Raw genomic sequence first — 24567 nt, 5'->3', positions numbered from 1 at the left:
GTCGTGGGCGGGCCGTCGGCGGTGGTCCGGCGTTTGGGGCGGTGCGCGGGCCGGTGTGGTGGGTGCCGATGACGACGGGGGCCAGGGAGTTCCGGCTCGCTCGGTGCCGTGCCGTGAACGCTCAAGATCCACGGCCGACCGTAGAGAGCCGGTCGAACGGATGTCAAGGTTTGTCCGTTGCCGCGGCTTCGGGTCCTGATCTCGGTCGGAGCCGTGTCTGACGGTGGCCCGGCAAGGGTGACCGATGGGCCGGTCTCGAAGTTCGGGCGACTGCCTGATGTGCCGTCAGGAGCAGTTGGAACGCGAGGAGTTCAGGGGAACCGCAGGGGCGACGTACGCTCGCATCCGGGCGAGCCGGCCGTCGGCGGTCGTCCAGTCGGCGGTGGACGTGCCGACGTGGCGCCAGCCCGCGCGCTCGTACAGTCCGATGGCGGCGCTCGCGGCCGTCTCGACCTCCAGGACCGGTGTCTGTCCGCGCGCCGCGCCGGTCTCGATCGCCCGGTCGAGCAGCAGCGCAGCCACTCCGCGTCGTCGGGCGCACGTGCTGACGAAGAGCCGCGCGACGGCCAGCAGGCGCCGCTCGGGCAGCCCGGTGGCCGTGGCCAGGGCGAGTCCTGGCGGGGTGAGCGCCATGTGCCCGACGACATCGGCGCTCGCCACGACGACCCAGGCGTCGGTCATGCCGTGGGGAGTCAGCCAGCCCGCCGGGTCGGCGGGCCAGTCCACCGGATAGCGGTCGGCCGCCTGGACCCCGGCGAGGGCCTCGACGCAGCGGGGCAGGTCGGCTTCAGCACGCAGGCGCACCGTGAGTTCGTTCGCGTCCGTCACGCCGGGGATCCTGGCATCCGTGCGGGCTCGCGGGACCACTGCACCTCGTGCGGGCTTGCGGGATCGCTGCACCCCGTGCGGGCTCGCGGGACCAGTGCACCTCGTGCCCTCCCGCCGGATCACTGCACCTCGTGCGGGTTCGCCGGATCACTGAACTCCGTGCGGCCGGAACTGGATGCTGATTCGGCCGCCCGCGGCTCGCGTCGTCTTCGGGACGGCGTGTTCCCACGTCCGCTGGCAGGAGCCGCCCATCACGATCAGGTCGCCGTGGCCCAGCGGCCGGCGAACCACATCGCCGCCGTCGCGCGGACGCAGCAGCAGGTCGCGTGGCGCGCCCACGGAGAGGATGGCGACCATGGTGTCCTCGCGGGCGCCGCGGCCGATGCGGTCGCCGTGCCAGGCGACGCTGTCGCGGCCGTCGCGGTAGTGGCACAGTCCGGCCGTCGTGAAGGGTTCCCCGAGCTCGGCCGCGTAGTGCGCCGACAGCGCCTGTCGGGCCTCGTCGAGGACGGGGTGCGGGAGTGGCTCGCCCGCGCCGTAGAAGGCGAGCAGGCGCGGCACGTCCACGACCCGCTCGTACATCTGCCGCCGCTCGGCCTTCCACGGCACCTCCGTGGCCAGCTGCTCGAACAGCGCGTCGGCGCCGCTGAGCCAGCCCGGCAGCAGGTCGATCCAGGCGCCGTCGCCGAGCACGGTCCTGCGGACCCCGTCCAGCGGGCGCAGTCGCACGTCGTCGCTCTGGTCGAACAGGGACCCCTGGAGTTGGTGCGTTGCCATGGGGACAGCGTACTCCTAGATTCGAACGTGTGAGCTAATTAGCTGGACGCGGACACCCCGTGCCCTGCGAAACTGGGCGTGTGGACGAGATGGGACGGTTCCGTCGGGCGGCCGGAGCGTGGGCGGCGCACGGAGGTGACGACGGGCCGGCCGCGGAGGCGGCCCGCGAGCTGGCCGTCGTGGCCGGTGTGCGCAAGGTCGTCCTGGTCGAGGGGGAGAGCGACCTGGTCGCCGTCGAGGCGCTGGCCCGGCGGCGCGGGCGCAGCCTCGAGGAGGAGGGCGTCGCGGTGCTGCCGCTCGGCGGCGCGATGAGCATCGGGAGATTCCTCGCCGTGTGCGGCCCGGACGGGCTCGACGTCACCGTCGCCGGGCTGTGCGACGCCGGGGAGGAGCACTACTTCCGCAGCGTTCTGGAGCGGAACGGCCCGCGCCCCCACCTCACCCACGCGGACATGGAACAGCTCGGCTTCTACGTGTGTGTCGCGGACCTGGAGGACGAGCTGATCCGCGGCCTCGGCGCGGACACCGTGCAGGAAGTCCTGGACATCGAGGGCGACTTGAGGTCCTTCCGTACCTTCCAGAAGCAGCCGGCGCAGCGGGAACGGGGCGTGGAGCGGCAGTTGCGCCGGTTCATGGGGACGCACAGCGGACGCAAGGCGCAGTACGCGCGCTCACTCGTGGAGCGGCTCGACCTCGACCGGGTGCCACGCCCTCTGGACCGGCTCCTCGCGCATGTCTGACCCCGGCACCCACGCACCCGGCTCCGGCACGCACGTAAGGTCCCCGGCTCGTACAACTGACCCCGTCGCCGCGAAGGGCGGTCAAACAGGCAGCAGCCGCGCGATCAGCGCGCTCAGCTGCTGGGCGTTGCGGCACTCATGCATCTCGACGATCTCCGCATACGTGTCGGCCGCCGAGTCGCCGGTGTCCCACAGCGAGCGCCGTTCGGGGTTGAGCCAGTACACCTTGCGGGCGCGCCCGGCGACGTCCCGCAGCGCCCCCGTGTTGGGGTCGCTCATGTTCGTACGGGCGTCGCCCAGGACGAACACGGTGCTGCGCGGGCCGACCGCGTCCCCGTACCGCTCGGCGAACTCGCCCAGCGACGTGCCGTAGTCGCTGCTTCCGTGCCAGCCCGTCACGGCCGCCGCCGAGAGGATGCGCGTGCTGAGTCCCTCGGGCCCGGCCGCGTCGCGGCCGATGAGGTCGGTCACCTCGTCGACGCGGTTGACGAAGGCGAACACCCGCACCTTGCTGAACTGGTCGTGCAGCGCCTGCACCAGCAGCATCGTGAAGTTGGCGAACCCCGCGACCGAGCCGGACACGTCGCACAGGAGGACGAGCTCGGGGCGCGCGGGACGGCGGCGGCGCAGCACGGGCCGCATCGGGACGCCGCCCGTCGACAGGGACCCACGGAGCGTGCGGCGCAGGTCGATCCGCCCGCGCGCGGCCCGGCGCCGGCGGGCGGCGAGGCGGGTGGCCAGCTTGCGGGCCAGGGGCTGAACCGCCCGGCGCAGCTCGTCCAGCTGGGCGCGCCCCGCGATGAGGAAGTCGACACGGTCGGCGGTGGGTGCGATGGCGCGGCGGGCGATCTCGTCGGTACCGCGACGCTCGGCGACCCGGCGCCGCGCCTCGGTGCCCACGCGCCCGCGGAACGCCTGGATGCGGCGGCGGATCTCGTCCGCCTGGAGCCGGTCGGTGAACTCGTCCTCGCCGGCGGCCCCGGCCCGGATCCCGGCGAGGATCCGGGCGAGCAGGGTCTCCGGGCGCAGCCGGGCCAGCGTCTGGTGCGAGGACCAGCCGTCAGAGCGGCCCGACGGACCCGATCCGCCGGACCCACCCGAGCCGCCCGCCCCGTTCGCCGTGCCGTAGCCGCCGAGGCCGTCCACCGCCTCGGCCGCCAACTGGTCGAGCAGTTCCTGGTCGTTGGCGGCGAGCGCGGCGGCGAGCCGCTCGCGCAGGTCGGCCGTGTCGGAGGCCTGCCACGTACGCCCGGCGCCCGGCTCGTGCCGGGTGTCCTGCGGGGCGCCGACACTCCGGGGAAAGTACAGATCGAAGACGGGGTCGAACACGGACCGCTGCCCCTCGCTGTGCAGCAGCGCCGCCGCCAGGCCCTCCCGCAGGTGCTCGCGGTCGGTCAGGCCGAGCGCATCGACGGCGAGCCCGGCGTCGACGGTCTCGCCGGTGCCGATCCGGACGCCGTGCGAGCGCAGCGCCTGCACGAGCGCGGTGAGCCGCTCCGGGACGCCGGCCGCCGTCGCGCTCACACGGCGTCCAGGTCCAGCTTGGCCGCCGCCTTCAGCACGTCCTCCTGATGCTTGAGGACGACGCCGAGCGTGTCGCGTACGACCTCTTCGTCGAGGGTTCCGGCGCCGAGGGCGAGGAGTGTGCGGGCCCAGTCGATGGTCTCCGCGACCGACGGCACCTTCCGAAGGTCCATCGCGCGCAGCGCGCCGACCACCCGCACCACGGCCTGCGCCAGTGCTTCGTCGAGCCCCGGCACCTTGAGCCGTACGATCCGGCGCTCCAACTCCTCCTCGGGGAAGCCGATATGGAGGAACAGACAGCGGCGGCGCAGCGCCTCGGACAGCTCGCGGCTCGCGTTGGAGGTGAGGACGGTGAACGGGCGGCGCGTCGCGCTGATCGTGCCGAGCTCGGGCACCGTCACCTGGAAGTCGCTGAGCACCTCCAGGAGCAGGCCCTCCACCTCGACGTCGGCCTTGTCGGTCTCGTCGATGAGCAGCACCTTCGGGTCGCTGCCTCGGATCGCCGTCAGCAGCGGGCGCGGCAGCAGGAACTCCTCGCTGAAGATGTCCGTACGGGTCTCGTCCCACGACTCGTCGCGGCCCGCCGTGATGCGCAGGAGCTGCTTGGCGTGGTTCCACTCGTACAGGGCGCGCGACTCGTCCACGCCCTCGTAGCACTGGAGCCGGACGAGGGTGGCGCCCGCGACCTCGGCGACCGCCTTGGCCAGTTCGGTCTTGCCGACGCCCGCGGGGCCCTCGACGAGCAGCGGCTTGCCGAGGCGGTCGGCGAGGAAGACCGTGGTGGCCACCGCAGGGGACGCCAGGTAGCCCGTCGCGGCGAGCCGCGCGGACACATCGTCGACGGACGTGAAGTACCCGGACGTCATGCGTGAGCCCCCTCCTGGTGCGGCGCCGCGCGCCGACTGTCCCGGCCACTGGATCAGTTCCGTGACGGGCTCCACAACAGGGACGCGGAGTTTGCGTCGTAGGTCACGTGCCACAGCCGTACGGAACGCCCGAACCGGCCTCTGCTCGCGAGCCCGAACTGCTGGGTCTCAATCCGAGACCCTCGTATGCTGACGGCATGAGGCGGACCTCCTTTGCCAACTGGCCCTGCTCCATCGCCCGCACCATGGACCTGCTCGGCGACTGGTGGACGCCGCTCGTCCTGCGTGAGGCGTTCTACGGGATCAAGCGGTTCGACGTGTTCCAGGAGGAGCTCGGCATCGCGCGCAACACCCTGGCCGACCGGCTCCGGCGCCTCGTGGACGAGGGACTCATGGAGAAACGGGCCTATCAGCAGGAGCCCGTCCGCTACGACTACGTCCTCACGGACATGGGACGCGACTTCTTCGGCGTGCTCGCCGCCATGAACAGGTGGGGCGACCGCTGGCTCGCGGAGGAGGCCGGACCGCCCGTCGTGTTCCACCACGACCGGTGCGGCCAGGAGAGCCATGCCGAGGTCGTGTGCAGCGCGTGCAAGGAGCCGATGACGGCCGAGAACACGCGGCCCCGTCTCGGCCCGGGCTATCCGCCCCGGCTGGCCGAACGCCCGGACATCAAGGCGCGTTTCGCCGACTGACTCCCCGTGGTCCCACCCCTGTCCCGCCCTCTTGACGGGTGAGTCTATCTACGCAACTCTCATGCTCAGGGCCGCTTTCAACGGACCCCGCACAGTGAACTTCCCGCAGACGGAGAGGCAACCGGCAATGGAGTGGACGGGCGCGCGCTACGCCGACAAACCGACGGTCGAGGTCCGCAGAAGGATCCTGGCGTCGCCGGAGCGGGTGTGGGAGTTCGTCTCCGACATCAACCTGATGCCCACGCTCAGCGCCGAACTCCAGTCGGTCGACTGGCTGGACGGGGCGGCGGGCCCCACGCTCGGCGCGCGGTTCGTCGGACGCAGCAAGCACGAGTCGCTGGGGGAGTGGCAGACCACCTCGTACGTCGTCCGGTGCGAGGCGCCGCGCGTGTTCGCCTGGGCGGTCGAGGACCCCGAACAGCCCGGCGCCCTGTGGAAGTTCACCCTGACACCGCTCGACGACGGCGGCACCGAGCTGGCCCAGTGGATGCAGCTCGGCCCCGGCCGGTCCGGGCTCTCGTACGCGATCGACCGGATGCCGGAGAAGGAGCAGAAGATCGTGTTCGTGCGGCTGCGGGAGTTCGAGCGGAGCATCACCGCCACGCTCGACGCGATCAAGGACCTGGCCGAGGGCGGCCCGGCTCCGGAAGGGCGGGGCGAGTGATGCGTACGTCCACGACGATCGAGGCCTCGGGCGGCAGTTGGCGCGAGACGGTCGACTTCGTGACCGAGGCCGAGCGGCTCGGGATGGACGTCTGCTGGGTGGCCGAGGCGTGGGGCTCGGAGGCCCCCTCGCCGCTCGGATACCTGGCGGCGCGCACGGAGAGGATGCTGCTCGGCTCCGGGATCATCCAGCTGGCCACCCGCACCCCGGCCGCGATCGCCCGCGCGGCGATCACCCTCTCCAACATCTCCGAAGGCCGCTTCCTGCTCGGACTCGGCCCGTCTGGACCGCAGGTGATCGAAGGGCTGCACGGGGTCCCCTTCGCGCGGCCCCTGACCCGTATGCGCGAGACCGTCGAGATCGTCCGGCAGGCGGTGGCGGGAGAGAAACTCGCCTACGAAGGACGGGAGTTCACCCTCCCGCTTCCCGGCGGCGAGGCGAAGCCGATGCGCCTGTCCATGCGGGCCGAGCACGACCTGCCCGTCTATCTGGCCACGCTCTCGCCCAGAATGCTGCGGCTGACCGGCGAGATCGCGGACGGCTGGCTCGGCACGAGTTTCGTGCCCGAGGGCGCGCAGGGGGCCTACTTCGACCATCTGGACGCCGGGCTCGCGGCGGCCGGCCGTAAGCGGTCCGACCTGGACATCTGCCAGGGCGCCGAGGTGGCGTTCGCCGACGACGAGGACGCGCTGCGCGCGATGGTCGCGGGCCGCAAGAAGGAACTGGCCTTCAGCCTGGGCGGCATGGGCTCCGCGACCACCAACTACTACAACAACGCCTACAGCAGGCAGGGCTGGGCCGACACGGCGGCCGAGGTCCGCGCACGCTGGCAGGCGGGCGACCGCGACGGCGCCGCGGAACTGGTCACCGACGACATGGTCCTGGCCACCACCCTCATCGGCACCGAGCCCATGGTCCGCGAACGCCTGCGGGTCTGGAGCGCCGCGGGGGTCGACACGGTCCGCCTCTACCCTGCCGGCGACACACTGGAGGAGCGCCTGACCACGCTGGGCAGGGCGCTGGATCTCGTACGGGATGTGGGGCGCGAGGAGCGCTAGTCAGGATGTGGGCGCGTCCGCCGTGTCCGCATAGTTGCTGAGCTCGATCAGGTTGTCGTCCGGGTCCCGCACGTACACGCTGCGGATGGGGCCGGTGGCGCCCGTGCGCTCCACCGGTCCTTCCTCCAACGGGACTCCGTGGCTTGCCAGTTCGGCGACGATCCGCTCGACGGGCTCGTCGACGATCAGGCACAGGTCCGCGCTGCCGGGTGTGGGGCGGGTCGCCTTCGGCTCGAACTCGTGGCCCGCCTCGTGGAGGTTGATCTTGCTGTGGCCGAAGGCCAGGGCACGGCGGCCGCCTCGGAACGTGACCGCCTCCATGCCCAGGATCTTCGTGTAGAAGGCGACCGTGGCGTCGAGGTCGTGCACGGTGAGGACGAGGTGGTCGAGTCGGTCGATGCGCATGGCGCAACCCAATCAAGCATCGGGGGGCTTGTCGACGCACGCCTTGGCCGCTGTCGGTCCTCTGCGGGGCGCCGCCCCAACCGCTAGCCGGAGAGTTCGTTCGACGCCGTTTCGATCAGGTCGGCGATCGCGGTCGGCTGCGAGGCCAACGAAGCGTGCCCTGCGGCGAGTTCGATGACGGCGCGCGGGTTCATTCGTTCGGCCATGCGGCGTTCGTTGGCCGGATTGATCATGCGGTCGTCCGTCGATACCTGGTACCACGTCGGCTTGACCCGCCAGGCGGGGGCGGTCACGTTGTCCCCGAACGTCGAGGCCAGGGGGGCTTTCTGGGTGACGGCCATGACGAGAGCCTCGTCCGCGGGCAGGTCCTGGCAGAAGCTCTCGTGGAACTTGTCCTGCTTGATCCACAGGTAGCCGTCGGAGTCGGGTGCGAGGTTCTCGATCGCCGCGGGCGCCAGCTCCTGGCTGATCTGCCCCGGGCTCTCGCCCGCATCGGGCGCGAACGCGGCGACGTAGACGAGGCCCGTCACGTTCGGAAGGTCGCCCGCCTCCGTGATGACGGCGCCGCCGTAGGAGTGCCCCACCAGGATCACGGGGCCGTCCACCTGCTTGACCATCTTGCGCGTGCGCTCGGCGTCGTCCACCAGGGAGGTCAGGGGGTTCTCCACGGCGTGCAGGGAGCCGAAGCCGCGGTTGTGCAGCTCCACGACGACCTTGGCCCAGTGGGCGGCGCCGCCCCAGAACCCGTGGACCAGAACGACGGTCGGCTTGTCGGCCATGGCGACACACACCAGTTTCGGTCGGGGGAGCGGACAGCGGTCCCTCCCACGCTAAGCCCGAGGTCACGGCCCGGCCACCGCTGACAGTGGCGGGGCCGTGACCTCGGATCCCGGGGCTAGCCCAGCACCCTCCCCAGCGCGGCGAGCGCCGACTCCAGCTCCTCGCGGGTGATGGTCAGGGGCGGCGCCAGGCGGATCGTCGAGCCGTGGGTGTCCTTGACCAACACGCCTTCGGCCAGAAGGAGTTCGCTGATCCGGCGTCCCGTTCCGATGGCCGGGTCGATGTCGACGCCCGCCCACAGCCCGCGGGCCCGGAAGCCCGTCACGCCCTTGCCGGTGAGGGCCTCGAGTCCGGCACGCAGCACCTCGCCCAGATCGGCCGCCCGGCGCTGGAACTCGCCCGTGGCGAGCAGGTCGACGACGGCGGAGCCGACCGCCGCGGCCAGCGGGTTCCCGCCGAACGTGGAGCCGTGCTCGCCCGGCCGCAGCACCCCGAGGACGTCCCGGCCCGCGACGACCGCCGACACGGGCACGATGCCACCGCCGAGTGCTTTGCCGAGCAGCAGCATGTCGGGGCGTACGGCTTCGTGGTCGACGGCGAGCGTGCGGCCCGTGCGGCCGAGGCCCGACTGGATCTCGTCGGCGATGAACAGACAGCCGGCCCGCCGGGTCAGATCGCGCACCCCGGTGAGATAGCCGTCGTCCGGGATGACGACTCCGGCCTCGCCCTGGATGGGTTCGAGCAGGACGGCCGCCGTCGTCTCGTCGACCGCCGCTTCGAGCGCGGCCAGGTCGTCGTAGGGGACCACGCGGAAGCCCGGCGTGAAGGGCCCGAACCCGGCGCGGGCCGACTCGTCGGTGGAGAAGCTGACGATCGTGGTCGTGCGGCCGTGGAAGTTGCCGTCGGCCACGACGATCGTCGCCCGGTCCGCGGGGACGCCCTTGACCTCGTACGCCCACTTGCGGGTGACCTTGACGGCGCTCTCCACGGCCTCGGCGCCCGTGTTCATCGGCAGGACCATGTCGAGGCCCGTCAGTTCCGCGAGGCCCTCGGCGAAGCCGGCCAGACGGTCGTTGTGGAAGGCACGCGACGTCAGTGTGAGCTGGTCGAGCTGACGGTGGGCGGCATCGATCAGGGCCGGGTGGCGGTGGCCGAAGTTGAGGGCCGAGTATCCGGCGAGGAGGTCGAGGTAGCGGCGGCCCTCGACGTCCTCGACCCACGTGCCCTCGGCGCGGGCGACGACCACGGGCAGGGGGTGGTAGTTGTGCGCGAGCACCGGCGTCTCGGCGCTGATGAGCTCGGCCGAGGAACGCGGGGCCTTAAGGGGGGCGACGGTCATGAACGGATCTCCTGGGTGCAGCACTTGATGCCTCCGCCGGCCTTGTGGAACTCGGAGAGGTCGACGGGGACGGGGACGTATCCGCGGTGGCCGAGCTGTGCGATGAGCCCGGTGGCCTGCGGGGCGACGAACACGTGGCGGCCGTCGGAGACGGAGTTGAGGCCGAAGGCCATCGCGTCGTCGCGGGTGGCGAGGACGGCACGCGGGAAGAGCCGCGCGAGCACCTCGCGGTTCCCGGCCGAGAACGCCTCCGGGTAGTACGCGATGGTGCCGCCGTCGGGATCGTCGGGATCGTCGAGGGCGAACAGCGCGGTGTCCAGATGGTAGAAGTACGGGTCGACCAGACGCAGTCCGATGACCGGTACGCCGAAGAACTCCTGCGCCTCGTCGTGCGCGGCACGCGTCGTACGGAATCCGCTGCCCGCGAGTACGTAGCGGCCCGCCGGTACGAGATCGCCCTCGCCCTCGCAGACCGACGCCGGGTGATGGACGTCGTAGCCCGCCGCCTTGAACCACGTCTCGTACTCCGCCGACTCCGGTCGGCGTTGCTCGGCGTGGAAGTTCGAGCCGAGGACGCGGCCGGCCACGACGAGCGCCGAGTTCGCGGCGAAGACCATGTCGGGCAGGCCCGGGACCGGCGGCACGGTCTCGACCGTGTGCCCGTGCGCGCGGTAGGTGTCGATCAGGTTCTGCCACTGCGCGAGGGCGAGCGCGGTGTCGACCCGCACGTCGTCGCGCATCCACGGGTTGATGGCGTAGTGAACGTCGAAGTATCTGGGCTCACACACCAGATAGCGCCTGGCCACAGACGGATACCTCCGCTTCCTGCGGGACGACGATCAGAGGGTGTCTCCACGGTAGGAAGCGGAGGTCGCGCTCGACAAGACCAGTTGAATGCGTATGCCCGCAGTAATGCTGCGCAGAATGAGAGGTCAGCGCTGGATTGCTGCGTCATCGGGGGCGGGCTCGCGGGCGCCGGCCTCCGCACTGTCCGGCAGCAGGTGGGAAAGCACCATGTAACTGATCGTCTTGCGGATGAACGGCTCGGCCCTGATGCGTTCGAGCACCTCTTCGAAGTGGCCGACGTCCGTGGCCCTGACGTGCAGCAACGCGTCGGCGCCGCCCGTCACGGTCATCGCCGAGGTGATCTCCGGATGGTTGCGCACGACTTCGGCGAGCCGACGGGGCGGCGCCGCGCCGTCGCAGTACACCTCGACGAACGCCTCGGTGCTCCAGCCGAGCGCGGCCGGCCGGACCGTGGCGGTGTACCCGGTGATGACGTCGTTCTCGCGCAGCCGGTCGGCGCGCCGCTTGACGGCGGTGGCGGAGAGGCCGATGGCCGCGCCGATCTCCGCGAAACTCGTCCTGGCGTTGGCGATCAGCGCCGCGACGATCTTGCGGTCGAGGTCGTCGAACGCCACATGCTTGCTGTTCATGGCCGGAGGTCCTTCTCGTGCTGGTCACGGGCGCGCAGAGCGAGGGCCACCAGGGCGGCGTCCTCGGGGCGCCGCACATCGCGGCCGGTCAGCTCGGCGAACCGGTTGATCCGCTGCTGGATCGTGTTGCGATGGCAGTACAGGGCGGCCGCGGTGTCCGCGACGGACCCGGTCCCGGCCAGATGCGACCGTACGGTATCGAGGAGGCGCCTCGTCTCTGCGGCAAGCACGGTTTCCGCGTCGAGCCCGCTGAGGACGTCGTCGGCGAGATCCCGTCCGAAGCCCTCGGCTCGCTGTACCAGGACATCGAGCCAGCTGTCCTCGAGCCGACGGGGCCCCACGGCGTGTGACGGCAGCACGCGCGCCGTGGCCGTCGCGAGCACCACCGCGCGAGGCACGGAGGCAAGGCCCGCCGCGGCGGAGGCGACCCCGCACGGCGTCTCCTGGAGCAGCGCGAGGACGGACTCCGCCGTGGTGCGCCGGCCCAGCTGCACGGCGAGCACCAGATCCGAGGCGACCTCCTGCAACTGGACAGGAGTCTCCGTCGTGCGCAGCGCCGTGGCGGTCCTGCGCAGGCCCGCCCCGTACTGCGGCGGTGCCACCGCGCACAGGAACCGGTCGTCGGCCTGGAAGCCGAGGGCGAGTGCCGCGTCCCGGACCACCGTCGGATTGCGGCCCTCGCTGTCCAGGAGCCGGGCGAACCACATGCGCCGCTCGTCCGCGGCGCGGCGCCCCATGTCCAGGATGGTGCGCTGATACGCGGTCATGATGCCGGTGACGTGCTTCTCCACGGCCTCCCACACGTGGTACGCCGACGTCACCAGCTCGGCCTTGTCCTTCTCGCCCGCCTTTTCGACCAGAGCCGCCCAGACGACGCGGAAGTCGAGGCGCGCCGCCTCGAGGAGGGAGTCCAGCGGGACACCCTCACGGGCACGTCGCTCCCCGACCCGTTCGGAGACGGTGGCGACGCGCTCGGACAGGGGCAGCCGGGCGACCGTGCGCAGCAGGAACTCGAACGCTTCCCACGCCGTGGCGCGGAATTCCTCCTCCGAGACACGGTCCGCATAGGAGGCACGGACCGGCCGCACGCACTCCACCCAGAGGCCGACAAGGCTGTCGATGTCCTCCAGGCAGCGCCGGGCCAGCTCGGTGACCCGGGGATCCGGGGGCGGGAAGAGGATGGACTCACTGTTCATGTGCACAATCCTGGCCGCCCCATCGGCGCCAAATCAACGTTGGCTTCGCGCCACACCCCGTGAATTCTTGGAGTGTCCGGCAGGCCGTGGCCGGAATCTCACCGCATGGAGGGCCGGGAAACTGTGCATTTGACCCCTCGCGAGCTGGAGCGGATCCAGCTGTTCACCGTCGCGGAACTCGCACGCCGCCGCAGGGCGCGCGGGCGGAAACTGAACGCCCCGGAGGCGATCGCCCTGATCTGCGACGAGGTTCTCGAAGCCGCCTGGGACGGCCTGACCCTCGACGAAGTGATCGCGGCGGGCCGCAAGGTCCTCACCGAGGACGACGTCATGGACGGGGTGCCGCAGATGGTCACCACGATCCAGGTCGAGGCGCTGTTCCCGAGCGGTACGTCGCTGGTGGCGATCGACCACCCGATCCCCACCGCGAGCGGGAGCGGCGAGCCGGGGCCGGGCGCCGTCCGCACCGCGCCCGACCCGGTCCTGATCAACACGGGCAGGCTCCGCTCGAGGCTGACCGTCCGCAACAACGGAGACCGCACCGTCTACCTGTCCTCGCACTACCCGCTCGCCGAGGCGAACGCGGCCCTGGAGCTCGACCGCGAGGCCGCCGCGGGAATGCGGCTCGACATCCCGGCGGGCACCGCACTGTCCTTCGAACCCGGCGCCGTGCGCGAAGTCGACGTGGTGACGGCACGCCATGAGGAGGCGTCATGACACAGGTCGACCGCCGCACGTACAACGCCCTCTACGGGCCCACGACCGGCGACCGGATCCGGCTCGGCGACACCTGTCTGTGGGTCGAGGTGGAGCAGGACGACGGCACGCCGGGCGACGAGCTGCTCGGCGGCTGCGGCAAGACGGTCCGCGACGGGCTGCTGGCATCGCCGCGCTCCGAGCGGGACTCCGCGCTCGACATGGTGGTCGCCGGAGTGGTCCTGATGGACCCGGTGCTCGGCGTCCGCAAGACCGACATCGGCATCAAGGACGGCCGGATCGTCGCCGTCGGCGGCGTCGGCAACCCGGACGTCATGGACGTCGAGTTCGCCATCGACTCGCACACCTCCGTCATCCCGGGCGAGGGCCTGATCGCCACCCCCGGCATAGTCGACAGCCACGTCCACCTCTCCTCGCCCGAGGTGGCGCCCGCCGCGCTGTCCGCCGGAGTCACCACCCTCGTGGGCATGGGCCTCGGCGGAGTGTGGGAGATCGGCTGCAACCCGGCGCACAACCTGCACACCCTGATGGCGTCCTGGCGCGGCACCCCGCTCAACATCGCCTTCCTCGCCCGGGGTTCCTCCACGTCGCGCGCCCTGCTCGACGAGTCCGTACTCGCGGGCGCCGGCGGCTTCAAGATCCACGAGGACTTCGGGGCCACCCCGCGCATCATCGAGACGTGCCTGGGCGCCGCGGAACAGGCGGACCTGCCCGTCGCCATGCACACCGACTCCATGAACGAGTCCGGCTATCTGCGCGACACCATCGGCGCCACCCGCGGCCGCACCGTGCACGCCTACCACGTGGAGGGCGGCGGCGGTCACCCCGACCTCCTGGAGATCCTCTCCGAGCCCAACGTGCTCCCCTCGTCGACCACCCCGACGGTTCCGTACACCGCCAACACCGTCGGCGAGCTGTTCCCGATGACGATGACGGTCCACCGGCAGAACCACCACTCGCCCAGCGACGTCGAGATCTCCAAGGGCCGCATCCGAGGCCACGCCATCGCCGCCGAGAACGCCCTGCACGACCTGGGCGCGATCAGCATCGTCAACTCCGACTCCATGGGCATGGGCCGCATGGCCGAGACCGTGCGCAGGACCTGGCAGCTCGCCCATGTGCAGGCCCTCGCGAACGGCGCCGGGGGAGTGGAACACCCCGCCAACGCACGGGCGCTGCGCTACCTGGCGAAGATCACCCTGAACCCGGCGATCGCGCACGGCCTGGCCCACGAGGTGGGCTCGGTCCAGCCGGGCCGCATGGCCGACCTCGTGCTGTGGCACCCCGCGTGGTTCGGCACCAAGCCCGAACTCGTCGTCAAGGGCGGCTTCGTGGCCTGGGGCAACACCGGATCGGGCTCCGGCTCCACCCGCCTGACCCAGCCCCGCACCTACCGCCCCTACTTCGGAGCGCTCGGCGACGCCCCCGCACGCCTCTCGCGAATCTTCGTCGCGCAGGCCGCCCTGGAGGACCGGGCCGCCCGCGCCGCACTCCCGCAAGGCCTGCAGTACGCGCCGATCGCCGGCGCGCGCGGCCTGACCCGGGCCGACATGCTGCACAACACCGCCACGCCACGCGTCCACGTGCCGCGCGAGCCCGCGCCGGTCCTGGTCGACGACGTCCCCACCGGAACCGACGCCGTCACCGAACTGCCCCTCGCCCAACTGCACCACTTCGCCTGAGGGACGGACCCACCCCATGCTCCTCGATCTGCTGGTGCGCAACGCGCGCATCCTCACCCTCGACGACGACCGGCCCACCGCCCGCACCCTGGGAGTCCTGCACGGCAGGATCGCGGGACTCGACGACGACGTCGAAGACCTGCCCGCGCGCCGCGTCCTCGACGCGGGTGGCGCCACCCTCGTCCCCGGCTTCAACGACGCCCACTGCCACACCGCGTGGTTCGGCCTCACCCTCGCCCAGCTCGACCTGTCCAAGGCCCGGTCGGTGGACGAGGTGTACGCCGCCGTCGCCGACCACGCCGAAGGAATGCCGCCGGACGCGTGGGTGATCGGCGCCGGACTCGACCACCACAAACTCGGTGGCGTCCAGCCGCACCGCGACGCCCTCGACCGCGCGGCGGGCGGCCGCCTCGTGTGGCTCAAGCACACCTCCGGGCACGCCTGCGTCGTCAACTCACCCGTTCTGGAGAAGGCCGGCGCGCTCGCCGACGGGTTCGCCGACCCCACCGGCGGCGTCGTCGCCCGGGACGCGGACGGGCGGCCCAACGGACTCCTCGAAGAGACCGCACAGCAGCTCGTGCAACGCCAGGTGCTGCCCTACCCCGTGGCCACCCTCGCCGACGCCATAGGCGCCGCCACCCGGCACTACCTCGCCGAGGGCATCACCAGCTTCACCGAGGCCGGCATCGGCGGCGGCTGGATCGGGCACAGCCCGGTGGAGCTCGCCGCCTACCAACTCACCCGCGACAGCGGCGCGTTGCACACCCGGGCCCAGGTGATGGCCGCATCCGACGTGCTGCACCCGCTCACCGCTCACGCCGACGACGCCATCACCCTCGGCCTCGACCTCGGCATGCGCACCGGCTTCGGCGACGACCGGCTCTCGCTGGGCCCCGTCAAGATCTTCCTCGACGGCTCGCTGCTCGGCCGCACCGCCGCCGTCACCGAACCGTTCTGCGGCTGCCCCCACGACACCTCCGCCACCGGATACTTCCAGGGCGATCCCGAGGCCATGGCCGACACCGTGGTGGCCGCCCACCGGGCCGGCTGGACCGTCGCGGCCCACGCCATCGGAGACCGGGCCGTCGACCTCGCACTCGACACCTTCGCCCGCGCCCAACGCACCCACTCACGCCCCGACGTCCGGCACCGGATCGAACACGCCGGCGTCGTACGCCCCGATCAGCTGGCCCGCTTCGCCGAGCTGCGCGCCGTGCCCGTGCCGCAGCACAACTTCCTGTACGCCTTCGGAGACGCCATGGCGGCTGCGCTCGGGCCGGAGCGCACCCCGTGGTCGTACCGCCTGCGTTCCCTGCTCGACCTGGGCATCGTCGTGCCCGGCAGCTCCGACCGGCCGGTCGCCCCCGGCACCCCGCTGCCCGCGATGCAGTCCATGGTGGAACGCCTCACCGAGACCGGCGCGGCCTATGGCGCGGACGAGAGCGTCACGGCACTCGCCGCCCTGCGCGCCTGGACCGTCGGCTCCGCGCACGCCACCGGCTACGGCGACCGCAAGGGCGTCCTCCGTCCCGGACACCTCGCCGACTTCACCGTTCTGGACGCCGACCCCACCCTCGTCTCGCCGGACCGCATCGGTGCGATCCGGATCCTGGCCACCTCCGTCGGCGGCACCGTCGCCCACGACCCGCTCGGCCTGACCGCCTCCTCCTGAGGCACCCTCCCCGCTCCACCGTCCCCCGACCGCCCAGCGGTCACCGTCCCCCGGGAGATTCCGTGAGCTCCAACAGCACGACGCCGCCAACAGGCCGCACCGTCGCCGGCGCCGCCGACATCAAGCGCCTCCTGTCCGCCGCGTTCATCGGCACCGCCCTGGAGTGGTACGACTACTTCCTCTACGGCACCGCGGCCGCGCTCGTCTTCAACAAGCTGTTCTTCCCCTCGCTCGACGCCACGACGGCGACCATCGCCTCCTTCGTGACCTTCGCCGTCGGCTTCGCGGCCCGGCCCATCGGCGCCGCGATCTTCGGCCACATCGGCGACCGCTACGGACGCAAGGCCGCGCTGATCATCACCGTCGTCATGATGGGCGTCGCGACCGGCTGCATCGGCCTCCTGCCGTCGTACGACACCATCGGCATCTGGGCCCCCGTCCTGCTCGCCGTACTCCGCTTCGTGCAGGGCATCTCGGTCGGCGGGGAGTGGAGCGGCGCGATGCTCCTCACCCTGGAACACACGCCGAAGGAGAAGCACGGAACCTATTCGGCGGTGCCCCAACTCGGCTCACCCGTAGGCACGTTGCTCTCCAGCGGCGCCTTCGCCCTCGTCGGCCTGCTGCCCGACGACGCCTTCTACGCCTGGGGCTGGCGCATCCCGTTCCTCGCCGCCTTCGGCCTGCTCGTCTTCGCGCTCTACCTGCGCCTGCGCATCGAGGAGTCCCCGGTCTTCCGCGCCATGATCGAGGACGCGGAGAAGAACGGCCCCGCGCCCGCACCCCTCGTGGAGGCCTTCCGCAAGACCTGGGGCCGCATGATCATCAGCGTGCTCGCGGCCTTCCTCGGCATCGGCGGCTTCTTCCTGCTGACCACCTTCATGATCTCGTACGGCACCGAACAGCTCGGCATCGCCAAGTCCGTGATGCTCAACGCCACACTCCTCGCCGCCGTGGCCGAGATGGTCGTGATCTACATCGGCGGCCGGATCGCCGACCGCGTCGGCCCCTGGAAGGTGTGTGCCGTCGGCGGTGTGCTGTCCGTCCTGGTCGCCTTCCCCGTCTTCTGGCTCGTCGACACCGGCCGGACCGCCCTCGTCATCCTCGGTGTGACGCTCGGCGTCGCCGTCATCTCCATCCCGTACGCCACCATCGGCGCCGTCGTCACGGACCTGTTCCCGGACACCTTCCGCTACAGCGCCGTCGCCATGTCGTACAACCTCTCCGGTGTCCTCGGCGGCTTCGTCCCGCTGCTCGCCGCCTGGCTGACCGGCGTCACCGACGGCGCGTCCTGGGGTGTCGCCCTCCTCCTCGTCCTCATCGCCGCCTGCACCGCGGCCGGCTCCTTCCTGGCCGGCCCACTGCTCGGCAGCCGGTCCGCCACCCCGTCCGAGAACACCTCCGCACCTCAGAAGGCCACCGCATGACCCAGCACCACCCCGCCCGTCCCGGCGGCCAGGTCCTCATCGACCAGCTGTCCGCACACGGCGTCGAGACCGTCTACGGCGTGCCCGGCGAGAGCTACCTCGCCGCGCTCGACGCCCTGCACGACGCCCCCGTCCACATGGTCGTCTGCCGCCACGAAGGCGGCGCCGCCTACATGGCGGAGGCCCTTGGAAAGCTCACCGGGCGCCCCGGAGTCTGCTTCACGACCCGGGGCCCAGGGGCCACCAACGCGCTGGTCGCCCTGCACACCGCGTACCAGGACGCCACGCCGATGGTCCTCTTCATCGGCCTGGTGCCGCGCGGCCACACCGACCGCGCCTCCTTCCAGGAGCTCGATCTGCGCGGCACGTTCGGCGCGAGCGCCAAGCTCGTCGAGACCATCGACGACGCCGCACGCATCCCCGAGTACGTCGCCCGCGCCTTCGCCGTCGCGACCAGCGGCCGGCCGGGACCCGTGGTCCTGGGCCTGCCGGAGGACATGCTCACGGACGTCGTCAGCGTCGCCGACGCCACCCCGCTGCCCGTCCCCGGCGGCGGCGTGACTCCGGACGAACTCGCTTACATGGAACGGTTGTTGACGACGACCGAACGCCCCCTCCTCTTCCTCGGCGGCGGCCGCTGGACCCCGGAGGCCCGCGCCGCCGTACGGGACTGGGCCGAGGCATGGTCCCTTCCCGTGGCCGTGGACTTCCGCTGCCAGGACCTCATCGACAACGAGTCCGAGGTGTACGTCGGCCCGCTCGGCTACGGACGCGACGACGCGCTCGCCCGGCGAGCGCGCGAGGCCGACCTGCTGCTGGCCGTCGGGACCGCACCGGGTGACGTCGCGACCGACGGATTCACGCTGCTCCCCACCGACGGCACGGGACCGCGGCTCGTCCAGGTGCTGCCCGAACCACAGCCGCCGGGCGCCCTGTACCCCGCCGAACTCACCCTGCTCGCCGCCCCCGAGGCCTTCGCCGACGCGGTACGCACCCTGCGCCCCGGCACCCCCCTGCCGTGGGCCGTGCGGACCAAGCAGGACAGGTCCGCCCATCTGGCGTTCCGCACCCCGGTCCCGGAGGACGATCCGCTCGACCTGGCCACCGTCTTCGCCACGCTCGACGACCGGCTCCCCGCGGACGCCGTCATCACTTTCGGCGCCGGCAACCACGCCATCTGGGCGCAGCGCTTCCTCACCTACCACGACGGCACACGCCAACTCGCCCCGCGCAACGGTTCCATGGGATACGGCATACCCGCCGCCGTGGCCGCCGCGATCCACGATCCGGACCGCCGGGTCGTCTCCGTCGCCGGCGACGGCTGCTTCCTGATGAACGGTCAGGAGCTCGCCACCGCCGTGGCCGAGGGCGCCAAGCCGCTGATCATCGTGTTGAACAACGCCACGTACGGCACCATCCGCCAGCACCAGGAGCAGGCCTACCCGGGACGGGTCAGCGGTACCGGCCTCGGCAACCCCGACTTCGCCGCGTACGCCCGTGCCTTCGGCGCCCACGGCGAAACCGTCACCGTCACGGACGAGTTCGGGCCCGCGCTCCAGCGGGCCCTCGACAGCGGCAAGGCCGCCCTCATCGAGCTGAAGGTGACCGACGGGCGCCTCGCCCCCGGCGTCACCGTCGACTCCCTGCGCAAGGAGAGCTGCCATGTCTGACCTGACCCTGCACAACATCGTCGACGGCCGCAGTGCCGAGGTCGCCGACCGCATGGAGCTGACCGACCCCGCCACCGGAGAGGTCTACGGCACCGCGCCCCGCTCGTCCGCCCCGCACGTGGACGCGGCCGTGGCCGCCGCACGGCGCGCCCTGCCCGCCTGGCGCCGGAGCACCCCGGCCGAGAGGCAGGAGGCACTCCTGCGCCTGGCCGACCTGGTCACCGAGCACGCGGACCTGCTGGTTGACGCGGAGGTGCGCAGCACCGGCAAGCCGCGCGAGACGACCCGGACCCTCGAAGTCGGCCGTGGCGCCGACCAGTTGCGCTTCTTCGCGGGCGCCGCCCGGGTCCTGGAGGGCGTCGCCGCCGGCGAGTACGCGGAGGGCCACACCTCGTACGTCCGCCGTGAGGCCGTGGGCGTCGTCGCCCAGGTCACGCCCTGGAACTATCCGCTGATGATGGCCGTGTGGAAGCTCGGCCCCGCGCTCGCCGCGGGCAACACGGTGGTTCTCAAGCCGTCCGACACCACCCCCTGGTCGACCGTCCTGCTCGGCGAACTCGCCGCGCGCGTCCTCCCGCCGGGCGTCGTCAACATCGTGTGCGGTGACCGGGACACCGGACGCGCGCTCGTCGCCCACCCGGACGTCGACATGGCGGCCATCACCGGCAGCACCCGGGCCGGCTCCGAGGTCATGGCCGAGGCCTCCCGCGAGGTCAAGAACGTCCACCTGGAGCTGGGCGGCAAGGCCCCGGCCGTCGTCTTCGCCGACGTCGACCCCGTCCGCACGGCCCGCGCCCTCGCCGACGCCGCCTTCTTCAACGGCGGCCAGGACTGCACCGCCGTCACCCGGATCCTGGTCCAACGCGAGTCCCACGACGCCTTGTTGACGGCTCTCGTCGACGCCGCACGCGGCACGACGACCGGTGCGCCGGACGAGGACGCCTTCTACGGCCCTCTCAACAGCGTCGCCCACGCAGCACGCGTCGAGTCCGTCATCGCGACGCTCCCCGAGCACGCGCACGTCGAGACAGGGGGCACGCGCCTCGACCGTCCTGGGTACTTCTTCCCGCCCACCGTCATCTCCGGCGTCCGGCAGGACGACGACGTGGTGCAGGGTGAGATCTTCGGCCCCGTCGTCACCGTCCAGCCCTTCGACACCGAGGAAGAGGCCATCGCTCTGGCCAACGGCGTCGACTTCGGCCTGGCGTCCAGCGTCTGGACCGCCGATCTGGGGCGCGCCATGCGACTGAGCGCCGAGCTGGACTTCGGCTGTGTCTGGCTCAACTGCCATCAGGTGGTCCTGGCCGAGATGCCCCACGGCGGATACAAGCAGTCGGGCATCGGCCGCGACCTGAGCCGCTACGGCTTCGACGACTACACGCGGATCAAGCACGTCATGGCCGCGCACGCCGCGCCCTGACGCGCACCGCCGTTGCCGCGCTCGGCCTGCTACTTGATCAGTGCGTTCGCCACGACGACGATCAGGCCGAGCAGTGCGTCGCCCAGGCCGAGGAACAGCGACCGGGGCCACGTCAGGCCGCTGACCCGCGCCGCCGTCAGACCCCAGCCGAAGAGCAGGGCGACGTTGAAGCCGAGGGCGACGTACTCGATCCCCGAGTAGTTCCACTAGCCGAGCCCCGCCCCGAAGAGCATCACGAGCGTCGGCAGGGTGGCGAGGAGCAGCGGCCACTCCTCGGCGAGCGCCCGCACCGCGGCGAGCGCCCCGTGGTGGGTCTCGTCCCCGCGCCGGGCGATGAGGTGCGCGTACCCGTGCGCCAGGGCCGAGGCGAACGCGGTGATCAGGAGCCACTTGGCGTCGTACAAGCGGTCCGCGCGTGACGAGCGCCCGTACTGGGTGAGCGCGGCGACCATGGAACTGGCGAGGACGGCTCCGTAGACGCCGCCGAACAGCACGTTGGGCCGGGCGGCGCCACGGCTCAGGGTGCGGCCGCGACGGTGGAGGGTCTGGCGGGTGTTCATGACGGGGTCCTCGGGGGCGTCCGTGGGGCGCTGTGCCTGGGCGATGAAGTGGGTGGAGGGGGCCGGCAGCCAGGGGTGAGTGGTCGGCTGTCCGGCCACTCTCGCCCGGGGCCGGTGGGGGTGGGCCGGAGCGACACGCGTGGAATATGCCGGTTTCTACCGAGTTCCGGGATGGCCCGGTAGGGGTGGGTGTCATTGAAGTTGAGTCCGGGTTCAGGTACGTTGCGCATGCCTGCCGAATCCGCGACCAGGAGGCTGTCTCTTGAGTACCCGAATCAGCGCCGCCCTCTTCGACTTCGGGGGAGTGCTGACCACCAGCCTGATCGAGGCATTCGAGGCCTTCGGCACCACGCTCGGCGTGGATCCACGGCTCCCGCTCCGGCTGCTCGCGAAGGACGAGCGCTCCAGCGCCCTCCTCGTCGAGCACGAAGAAGGCCGGCTCGGCCAGCGTGAGTTCGAGGACGGCTTCGCCGAGCGGCTGCGCGCGCACGGTGCAGACATCCAGGGGCCGGGCCTCCTGTCCCTGATGCAGACCGGACTGCGCCCCGACCAGGCGATGCTCGACCTCGTCGCCGAAGTGCGGAACGCGGGCCACCGCGTGGGCCTGCTCTCCAACTCCCTGGGCGACGACTGCTACGCGGGCTTCGACCTGGAGTCCATGTTCGACGCCGTGGTCATCTCCGGCGAGATCGGCGTACGCAAACCGTCCCGGCGGGCGTACGCCATCGCATGCGAGCGCCTGGGCACCGAGCCCGGCGAGACCGTCATGGTCGACGACCTCGAACACAACATCGTCGCGGCACGACGCGCCGGCCTCGCAGGCATCCTCCACCGCGAAGCGGCCACGACCGCCGCGGAGTTGAGGGCCTTGCTGCACCAGGACGTGACGACAGCGAAAACACAGGCAGCACAGGCAGCACAGGCAGACGCGTAGCACGGCCCCCGTTACCGCCGGCCGGCCGCGCCGCGCTGCCGCGCCGGTCCCTGAAATGCATCCCCGTGAGGAGAACCACGTGTTCGAGCTGACCGACAGGGCCAAGGAGTACCAGGAGAAGCTGCTCGCCTTCATGGACGAGCGGATCTACCCGGCGGAGCCGGTCTACGAGGCGCAGATGGCGGAGTCGGGCGACCCGCACTTCCACCCGCCCATCCTCGAAGAACTCAAGGCGGACGCGAAGAAGCGCGGGCTGTGGAACCTCTTCCACCCCCACCCCGAGTGGGGCCCCGGACTCACCAACCTCGAGTACGCCCCGCTCGCCGAGATCATGGGCCGCAGCGCGCACCTGGCCCCCGAGGCGACCAACTGCAACGCGCCGGACACCGGCAACATGGAGGTGCTGACGCTCTTCGGCACCGACGAGCACAAGGAGAATTGGCTCAAGCCGCTCCTCGACGGCGAGATAGCCTCCGCCTTCGCGATGACCGAGCCCGCCGTGGCGAGCTCCGACGCCACCAACATCCAGCTCCGGATGGAGCGGGACGGCGACGACTACGTCCTCAACGGACGCAAGTGGTGGACCTCCAACGCCCTGCACAAGAACTGCAAGGTGCTCATCGTGATGGGCAAGACGGAGCCGGAAGCCGCGACGCACCGTCAGCAGAGCATGATGGTCGTGCCGATCGACACCCCCGGCGTCACCGTCCTGCGCAACCTCCCCGTCTTCGGCTACAAGGACCGCGAGGGGCACGCCGAGGTCGTCTTCGAGAACGTCCGCGTCCCGGTCACCGCGCTGCTCGCCGGAGAGGGCGACGGCTTCATGATCAGCCAGGCCCGGCTCGGCCCCGGCCGCATCCACCACTGCATGCGCGCCGTCGGCATGGCCGAGCGCGCCCTCGACCTGATGATCGACCGCGCCCAGGCGCGTACGACCTTCGGCGAGCCCGTTGCGAACCGCGCCAACGTGCAGGACTGGATCGCCGAGGCCCGCATCGAGATCGACATGGTCCGGCTCCTCACCCTCAAGGCCGCGTACCTGATGGACACCGTGGGGAACCGGCACGCGCGCACCGAGATCGCCGCGATCAAGGTGGCCGCACCGGAGGTCGCGCTCAAGGTGGTCGACCGGGCCATCCAGGTGCACGGCGGGGGCGGCGTCTCCGACGACTTCCCGCTCGCCAGCATGTACGCGCATCTGCGCACCCTGCGCCTCGCCGACGGCCCCGACGAGGTCCACAAGCGCACCATCGCCATGCGGGAACTGCGCCGCCGGGAGCCGCAGTGGGGCCGCACCCGCTGACCGCCCGGCCCCCGGTGCGGGGCCCTGCCGGGCCGAGGGAGGACGGAGGCGATCGGCGCACGCGGGTGTGCAAAGATCGCCTCGCTCCCGTACGGCCGGTCACAGGTGTGCGCACTGCCCGGCGGGCAGAACCGGCGAGCAGCAGAAGCCAGTAGAGGAAGGCCCCACGACATGACCACCCGCGGCCACGCACCCGACGGGGAGGGCATCCCCTCGCTCGCGGACACCTCCGCCCTGCGTGAACCGCCCGCCACCGCGCGCGGCGCCCGGACCCGCGCCGCGCTCGTGGCCGCGGCCCGCGTCGTGTTCGAACGGGACGGCTATCTGGACTCGCGCCTCACCGACATCACCGCCGAGGCGTCCTGCTCGACCGGCACCTTCTACACGTACTTCGCCGGCAAGGAGGAGATCTTCCAGGCCGTGCTCGAAGTCGCGCAGGACGACATGCTGCACCCGGGCATGCCGCGCCTCGACCCCGAGGACAGCTCGCCCGTCGGCGTGATCGAGGCCAGCAACCGGGCCTACTTCGAGGCGTACAGGCGCAACGCGAAGCTGATGCTGATCCTCGACCAGGTCGCGGCCGGCGACTCCGGGTTCCGGGAGGTGCGGCGGCGCCGGAGCCGCGCGTTCGCCGACCGCAACGCCCGTGCCATCAAGGACCTCCAGGACCGCGGGCTCGCGGACCGTGACCTCGACCCCCTCATGGCGGCGCGGGCGCTCTCGGGCATGGTGAGCCGCATGGCCTACTACGCGTACGGGCTCGGTGAGGACCACACGCTCGACGAGCTGGTCGAGACGGCCACCGCGCTCTGGGCCAACGCCCTCAAGCTCGACAGGAACGCGGAGTAGCGCGACAGGAACCCAGGCAGAGGGAGCT

Annotated in this window: 23 protein-coding genes and 1 pseudogene; 13 read left to right on the top strand and 11 right to left on the bottom strand. The window is 71.6% G+C overall.

Features of this window, described 5'->3' with window-relative positions; translation table 11 throughout:
• Positions 1 to 285 precede the first annotated feature (285 nt).
• Both OG456_RS43140 and OG456_RS43135 read right to left on the bottom strand, forming a co-directional pair.
• Entirely contained in the window at positions 286 to 828 is a 543-nt protein-coding gene (locus tag OG456_RS43140; RefSeq protein WP_266570539.1) for a GNAT family N-acetyltransferase, read from the bottom strand.
• Between the two features lie 147 nt (positions 829 to 975).
• Entirely contained in the window at positions 976 to 1605 is a 630-nt protein-coding gene (locus OG456_RS43135; protein ID WP_266570538.1) for an alpha-ketoglutarate-dependent dioxygenase AlkB, read from the bottom strand.
• Positions 1606 to 1685: 80 nt separating this feature from the next.
• Between OG456_RS43135 and OG456_RS43130 the strand changes: the two genes are divergently transcribed.
• Positions 1686 to 2345, top strand: a complete 660-nt coding sequence (locus OG456_RS43130) for an ATP-dependent endonuclease (RefSeq protein ID WP_266570537.1) — start codon at positions 1686 to 1688, stop codon at positions 2343 to 2345.
• Between the two features lie 81 nt (positions 2346 to 2426).
• Here the strand turns inward: OG456_RS43130 and OG456_RS43125 are convergent, their stop codons facing one another.
• A complete protein-coding gene (locus OG456_RS43125) occupies positions 2427 to 3869 on the bottom strand; it encodes a VWA domain-containing protein (RefSeq protein WP_266570536.1) in 1443 nt (480 codons plus the stop codon).
• Positions 3866 to 4735 carry a MoxR family ATPase gene (locus OG456_RS43120; RefSeq protein WP_127826944.1) on the bottom strand — a complete coding sequence of 290 codons (870 nt, stop codon included), beginning with the start codon at positions 4733 to 4735 and terminating at the stop codon, positions 3866 to 3868. The genes OG456_RS43125 and OG456_RS43120 overlap by 4 nt, the downstream gene beginning before the upstream one ends.
• A 197-nt stretch (positions 4736 to 4932) precedes the next feature.
• Here OG456_RS43120 and OG456_RS43115 point away from each other — a divergent pair, with 197 nt between their 5' ends.
• From OG456_RS43115 to OG456_RS43105, 3 genes are all read left to right on the top strand, one after another.
• A complete protein-coding gene (locus tag OG456_RS43115; protein ID WP_266570535.1) occupies positions 4933 to 5430 on the top strand; it encodes a helix-turn-helix domain-containing protein in 498 nt (165 codons plus the stop codon).
• A 127-nt stretch (positions 5431 to 5557) separates the two neighbouring features.
• A complete protein-coding gene (locus tag OG456_RS43110; RefSeq protein WP_266570534.1) occupies positions 5558 to 6094 on the top strand; it encodes an SRPBCC family protein in 537 nt (178 codons plus the stop codon).
• Positions 6094 to 7152: an LLM class flavin-dependent oxidoreductase gene (locus tag OG456_RS43105; RefSeq protein ID WP_266570533.1), complete on the top strand. Its 1059-nt coding sequence runs from the start codon at positions 6094 to 6096 to the stop codon at positions 7150 to 7152. Before OG456_RS43110 ends, OG456_RS43105 begins: the two co-directional genes overlap by 1 nt.
• Here OG456_RS43105 and OG456_RS43100 read toward each other — a convergent pair whose 3' ends face one another.
• The 6 genes from OG456_RS43100 to OG456_RS43075 all read right to left on the bottom strand — a co-directional run bounded on the left by OG456_RS43100 (position 7153) and on the right by OG456_RS43075 (position 12308).
• Complete coding sequence (locus OG456_RS43100; protein ID WP_266570532.1) at positions 7153 to 7557, bottom strand: VOC family protein; 405 nt, start codon at positions 7555 to 7557, stop codon at positions 7153 to 7155.
• Between the two features lie 83 nt (positions 7558 to 7640).
• The gene (locus OG456_RS43095; RefSeq protein WP_266570531.1) at positions 7641 to 8336 is read right to left on the bottom strand and encodes an alpha/beta hydrolase; all 696 of its coding nucleotides are present in this window, start codon (positions 8334 to 8336) and stop codon (positions 7641 to 7643) included.
• 116 nt (positions 8337 to 8452) lie between these two features.
• On the bottom strand, positions 8453 to 9676 hold the full coding sequence (gene rocD / locus OG456_RS43090; RefSeq protein ID WP_266570530.1) for an ornithine--oxo-acid transaminase: 1224 nt from the start codon (positions 9674 to 9676) through the stop codon (positions 8453 to 8455).
• Positions 9673 to 10464, bottom strand: a complete 792-nt coding sequence (gene ddaH, locus OG456_RS43085) for a dimethylargininase (RefSeq protein ID WP_354006145.1) — start codon at positions 10462 to 10464, stop codon at positions 9673 to 9675. The genes rocD and ddaH overlap by 4 nt, the downstream gene beginning before the upstream one ends.
• A gap of 144 nt (positions 10465 to 10608) precedes the next feature.
• Positions 10609 to 11112 (bottom strand): Lrp/AsnC family transcriptional regulator, encoded by a 504-nt coding sequence (locus OG456_RS43080; protein WP_266570529.1) that lies wholly within the window; start codon positions 11110 to 11112, stop codon positions 10609 to 10611.
• Positions 11109 to 12308 carry a CdaR family transcriptional regulator gene (locus tag OG456_RS43075; RefSeq protein WP_266570528.1) on the bottom strand — a complete coding sequence of 400 codons (1200 nt, stop codon included), beginning with the start codon at positions 12306 to 12308 and terminating at the stop codon, positions 11109 to 11111. Before OG456_RS43075 ends, OG456_RS43080 begins: the two co-directional genes overlap by 4 nt.
• A gap of 123 nt (positions 12309 to 12431) precedes the next feature.
• Between OG456_RS43075 and OG456_RS43070 the strand changes: the two genes are divergently transcribed.
• The 6 genes from OG456_RS43070 (at position 12432) to OG456_RS43045 (ending at position 20893) form a co-directional block, all read left to right on the top strand.
• The gene (locus OG456_RS43070) at positions 12432 to 13025 is read left to right on the top strand and encodes an urease subunit gamma (protein ID WP_266570527.1); all 594 of its coding nucleotides are present in this window, start codon (positions 12432 to 12434) and stop codon (positions 13023 to 13025) included.
• Positions 13022 to 14707 (top strand): urease subunit alpha, encoded by a 1686-nt coding sequence (locus tag OG456_RS43065; protein WP_266570526.1) that lies wholly within the window; start codon positions 13022 to 13024, stop codon positions 14705 to 14707. Before OG456_RS43070 ends, OG456_RS43065 begins: the two co-directional genes overlap by 4 nt.
• A gap of 16 nt (positions 14708 to 14723) precedes the next feature.
• A complete protein-coding gene (locus OG456_RS43060) occupies positions 14724 to 16379 on the top strand; it encodes an amidohydrolase (RefSeq protein ID WP_266570525.1) in 1656 nt (551 codons plus the stop codon).
• Positions 16380 to 16441: 62 nt separating this feature from the next.
• A complete protein-coding gene (locus tag OG456_RS43055) occupies positions 16442 to 17803 on the top strand; it encodes an MFS transporter (RefSeq protein ID WP_266570524.1) in 1362 nt (453 codons plus the stop codon).
• Positions 17800 to 19473, top strand: coding sequence for a thiamine pyrophosphate-dependent enzyme (locus OG456_RS43050; RefSeq protein WP_266570523.1), 1674 nt, complete (start codon positions 17800 to 17802; stop codon positions 19471 to 19473). The genes OG456_RS43055 and OG456_RS43050 overlap by 4 nt, the downstream gene beginning before the upstream one ends.
• Complete coding sequence (locus tag OG456_RS43045; protein ID WP_266570522.1) at positions 19466 to 20893, top strand: aminobutyraldehyde dehydrogenase; 1428 nt, start codon at positions 19466 to 19468, stop codon at positions 20891 to 20893. Before OG456_RS43050 ends, OG456_RS43045 begins: the two co-directional genes overlap by 8 nt.
• Before the next feature lie 29 nt (positions 20894 to 20922).
• Here OG456_RS43045 and OG456_RS43040 read toward each other — a convergent pair.
• A pseudogene (locus OG456_RS43040) lies at positions 20923 to 21453 on the bottom strand (hypothetical protein).
• 262 nt (positions 21454 to 21715) lie between these two features.
• Between OG456_RS43040 and OG456_RS43035 the strand changes: the two are divergent.
• The 3 genes from OG456_RS43035 (at position 21716) to OG456_RS43025 (ending at position 24539) form a co-directional block, all read left to right on the top strand.
• Positions 21716 to 22387 carry an HAD family phosphatase gene (locus OG456_RS43035; protein ID WP_266570521.1) on the top strand — a complete coding sequence of 224 codons (672 nt, stop codon included), beginning with the start codon at positions 21716 to 21718 and terminating at the stop codon, positions 22385 to 22387.
• A gap of 79 nt (positions 22388 to 22466) precedes the next feature.
• Positions 22467 to 23690 carry an acyl-CoA dehydrogenase family protein gene (locus OG456_RS43030; protein ID WP_266570520.1) on the top strand — a complete coding sequence of 408 codons (1224 nt, stop codon included), beginning with the start codon at positions 22467 to 22469 and terminating at the stop codon, positions 23688 to 23690.
• A gap of 171 nt (positions 23691 to 23861) precedes the next feature.
• Complete coding sequence (locus OG456_RS43025) at positions 23862 to 24539, top strand: TetR/AcrR family transcriptional regulator (RefSeq protein ID WP_266570519.1); 678 nt, start codon at positions 23862 to 23864, stop codon at positions 24537 to 24539.
• Positions 24540 to 24567 lie beyond the last annotated feature (28 nt).

It is taken from the genome of Streptomyces sp. NBC_01446 (assembly GCF_026340095.1).
Taxonomy (GTDB): Bacteria; Actinomycetota; Actinomycetes; order Streptomycetales; family Streptomycetaceae; genus Streptomyces; species Streptomyces aureus.
This window is presented reverse-complemented; position numbering and strand designations above follow the sequence as displayed.

Bases quoted from the DNA above. Each gene is read 5' to 3' on its own strand.
- OG456_RS43135 (WP_266570538.1), bottom strand. From the start codon at position 1,605: ATGGCAACGCACCAACTCCAGGGGTCCCTGTTCGACCAGAGCGACGAC.
- OG456_RS43120 (WP_127826944.1), bottom strand. From the start codon at position 4,735: ATGACGTCCGGGTACTTCACGTCCGTCGACGATGTGTCCGCGCGGCTC.
- OG456_RS43115 (WP_266570535.1), top strand. From the start codon at position 4,933: ATGAGGCGGACCTCCTTTGCCAACTGGCCCTGCTCCATCGCCCGCACC.
- OG456_RS43110 (WP_266570534.1), top strand. From the start codon at position 5,558: ATGGAGTGGACGGGCGCGCGCTACGCCGACAAACCGACGGTCGAGGTC.
- OG456_RS43105 (WP_266570533.1), top strand. From the start codon at position 6,094: ATGCGTACGTCCACGACGATCGAGGCCTCGGGCGGCAGTTGGCGCGAG.
- OG456_RS43100 (WP_266570532.1), bottom strand. From the start codon at position 7,557: ATGCGCATCGACCGACTCGACCACCTCGTCCTCACCGTGCACGACCTC.
- OG456_RS43095 (WP_266570531.1), bottom strand. From the start codon at position 8,336: ATGGCCGACAAGCCGACCGTCGTTCTGGTCCACGGGTTCTGGGGCGGC.
- rocD (WP_266570530.1), bottom strand. From the start codon at position 9,676: ATGACCGTCGCCCCCCTTAAGGCCCCGCGTTCCTCGGCCGAGCTCATC.
- OG456_RS43080 (WP_266570529.1), bottom strand. From the start codon at position 11,112: ATGAACAGCAAGCATGTGGCGTTCGACGACCTCGACCGCAAGATCGTC.
- OG456_RS43075 (WP_266570528.1), bottom strand. From the start codon at position 12,308: ATGAACAGTGAGTCCATCCTCTTCCCGCCCCCGGATCCCCGGGTCACC.
- OG456_RS43065 (WP_266570526.1), top strand. From the start codon at position 13,022: ATGACACAGGTCGACCGCCGCACGTACAACGCCCTCTACGGGCCCACG.
- OG456_RS43060 (WP_266570525.1), top strand. From the start codon at position 14,724: ATGCTCCTCGATCTGCTGGTGCGCAACGCGCGCATCCTCACCCTCGAC.
- OG456_RS43050 (WP_266570523.1), top strand. From the start codon at position 17,800: ATGACCCAGCACCACCCCGCCCGTCCCGGCGGCCAGGTCCTCATCGAC.
- OG456_RS43045 (WP_266570522.1), top strand. From the start codon at position 19,466: ATGTCTGACCTGACCCTGCACAACATCGTCGACGGCCGCAGTGCCGAG.
- OG456_RS43025 (WP_266570519.1), top strand. From the start codon at position 23,862: ATGACCACCCGCGGCCACGCACCCGACGGGGAGGGCATCCCCTCGCTC.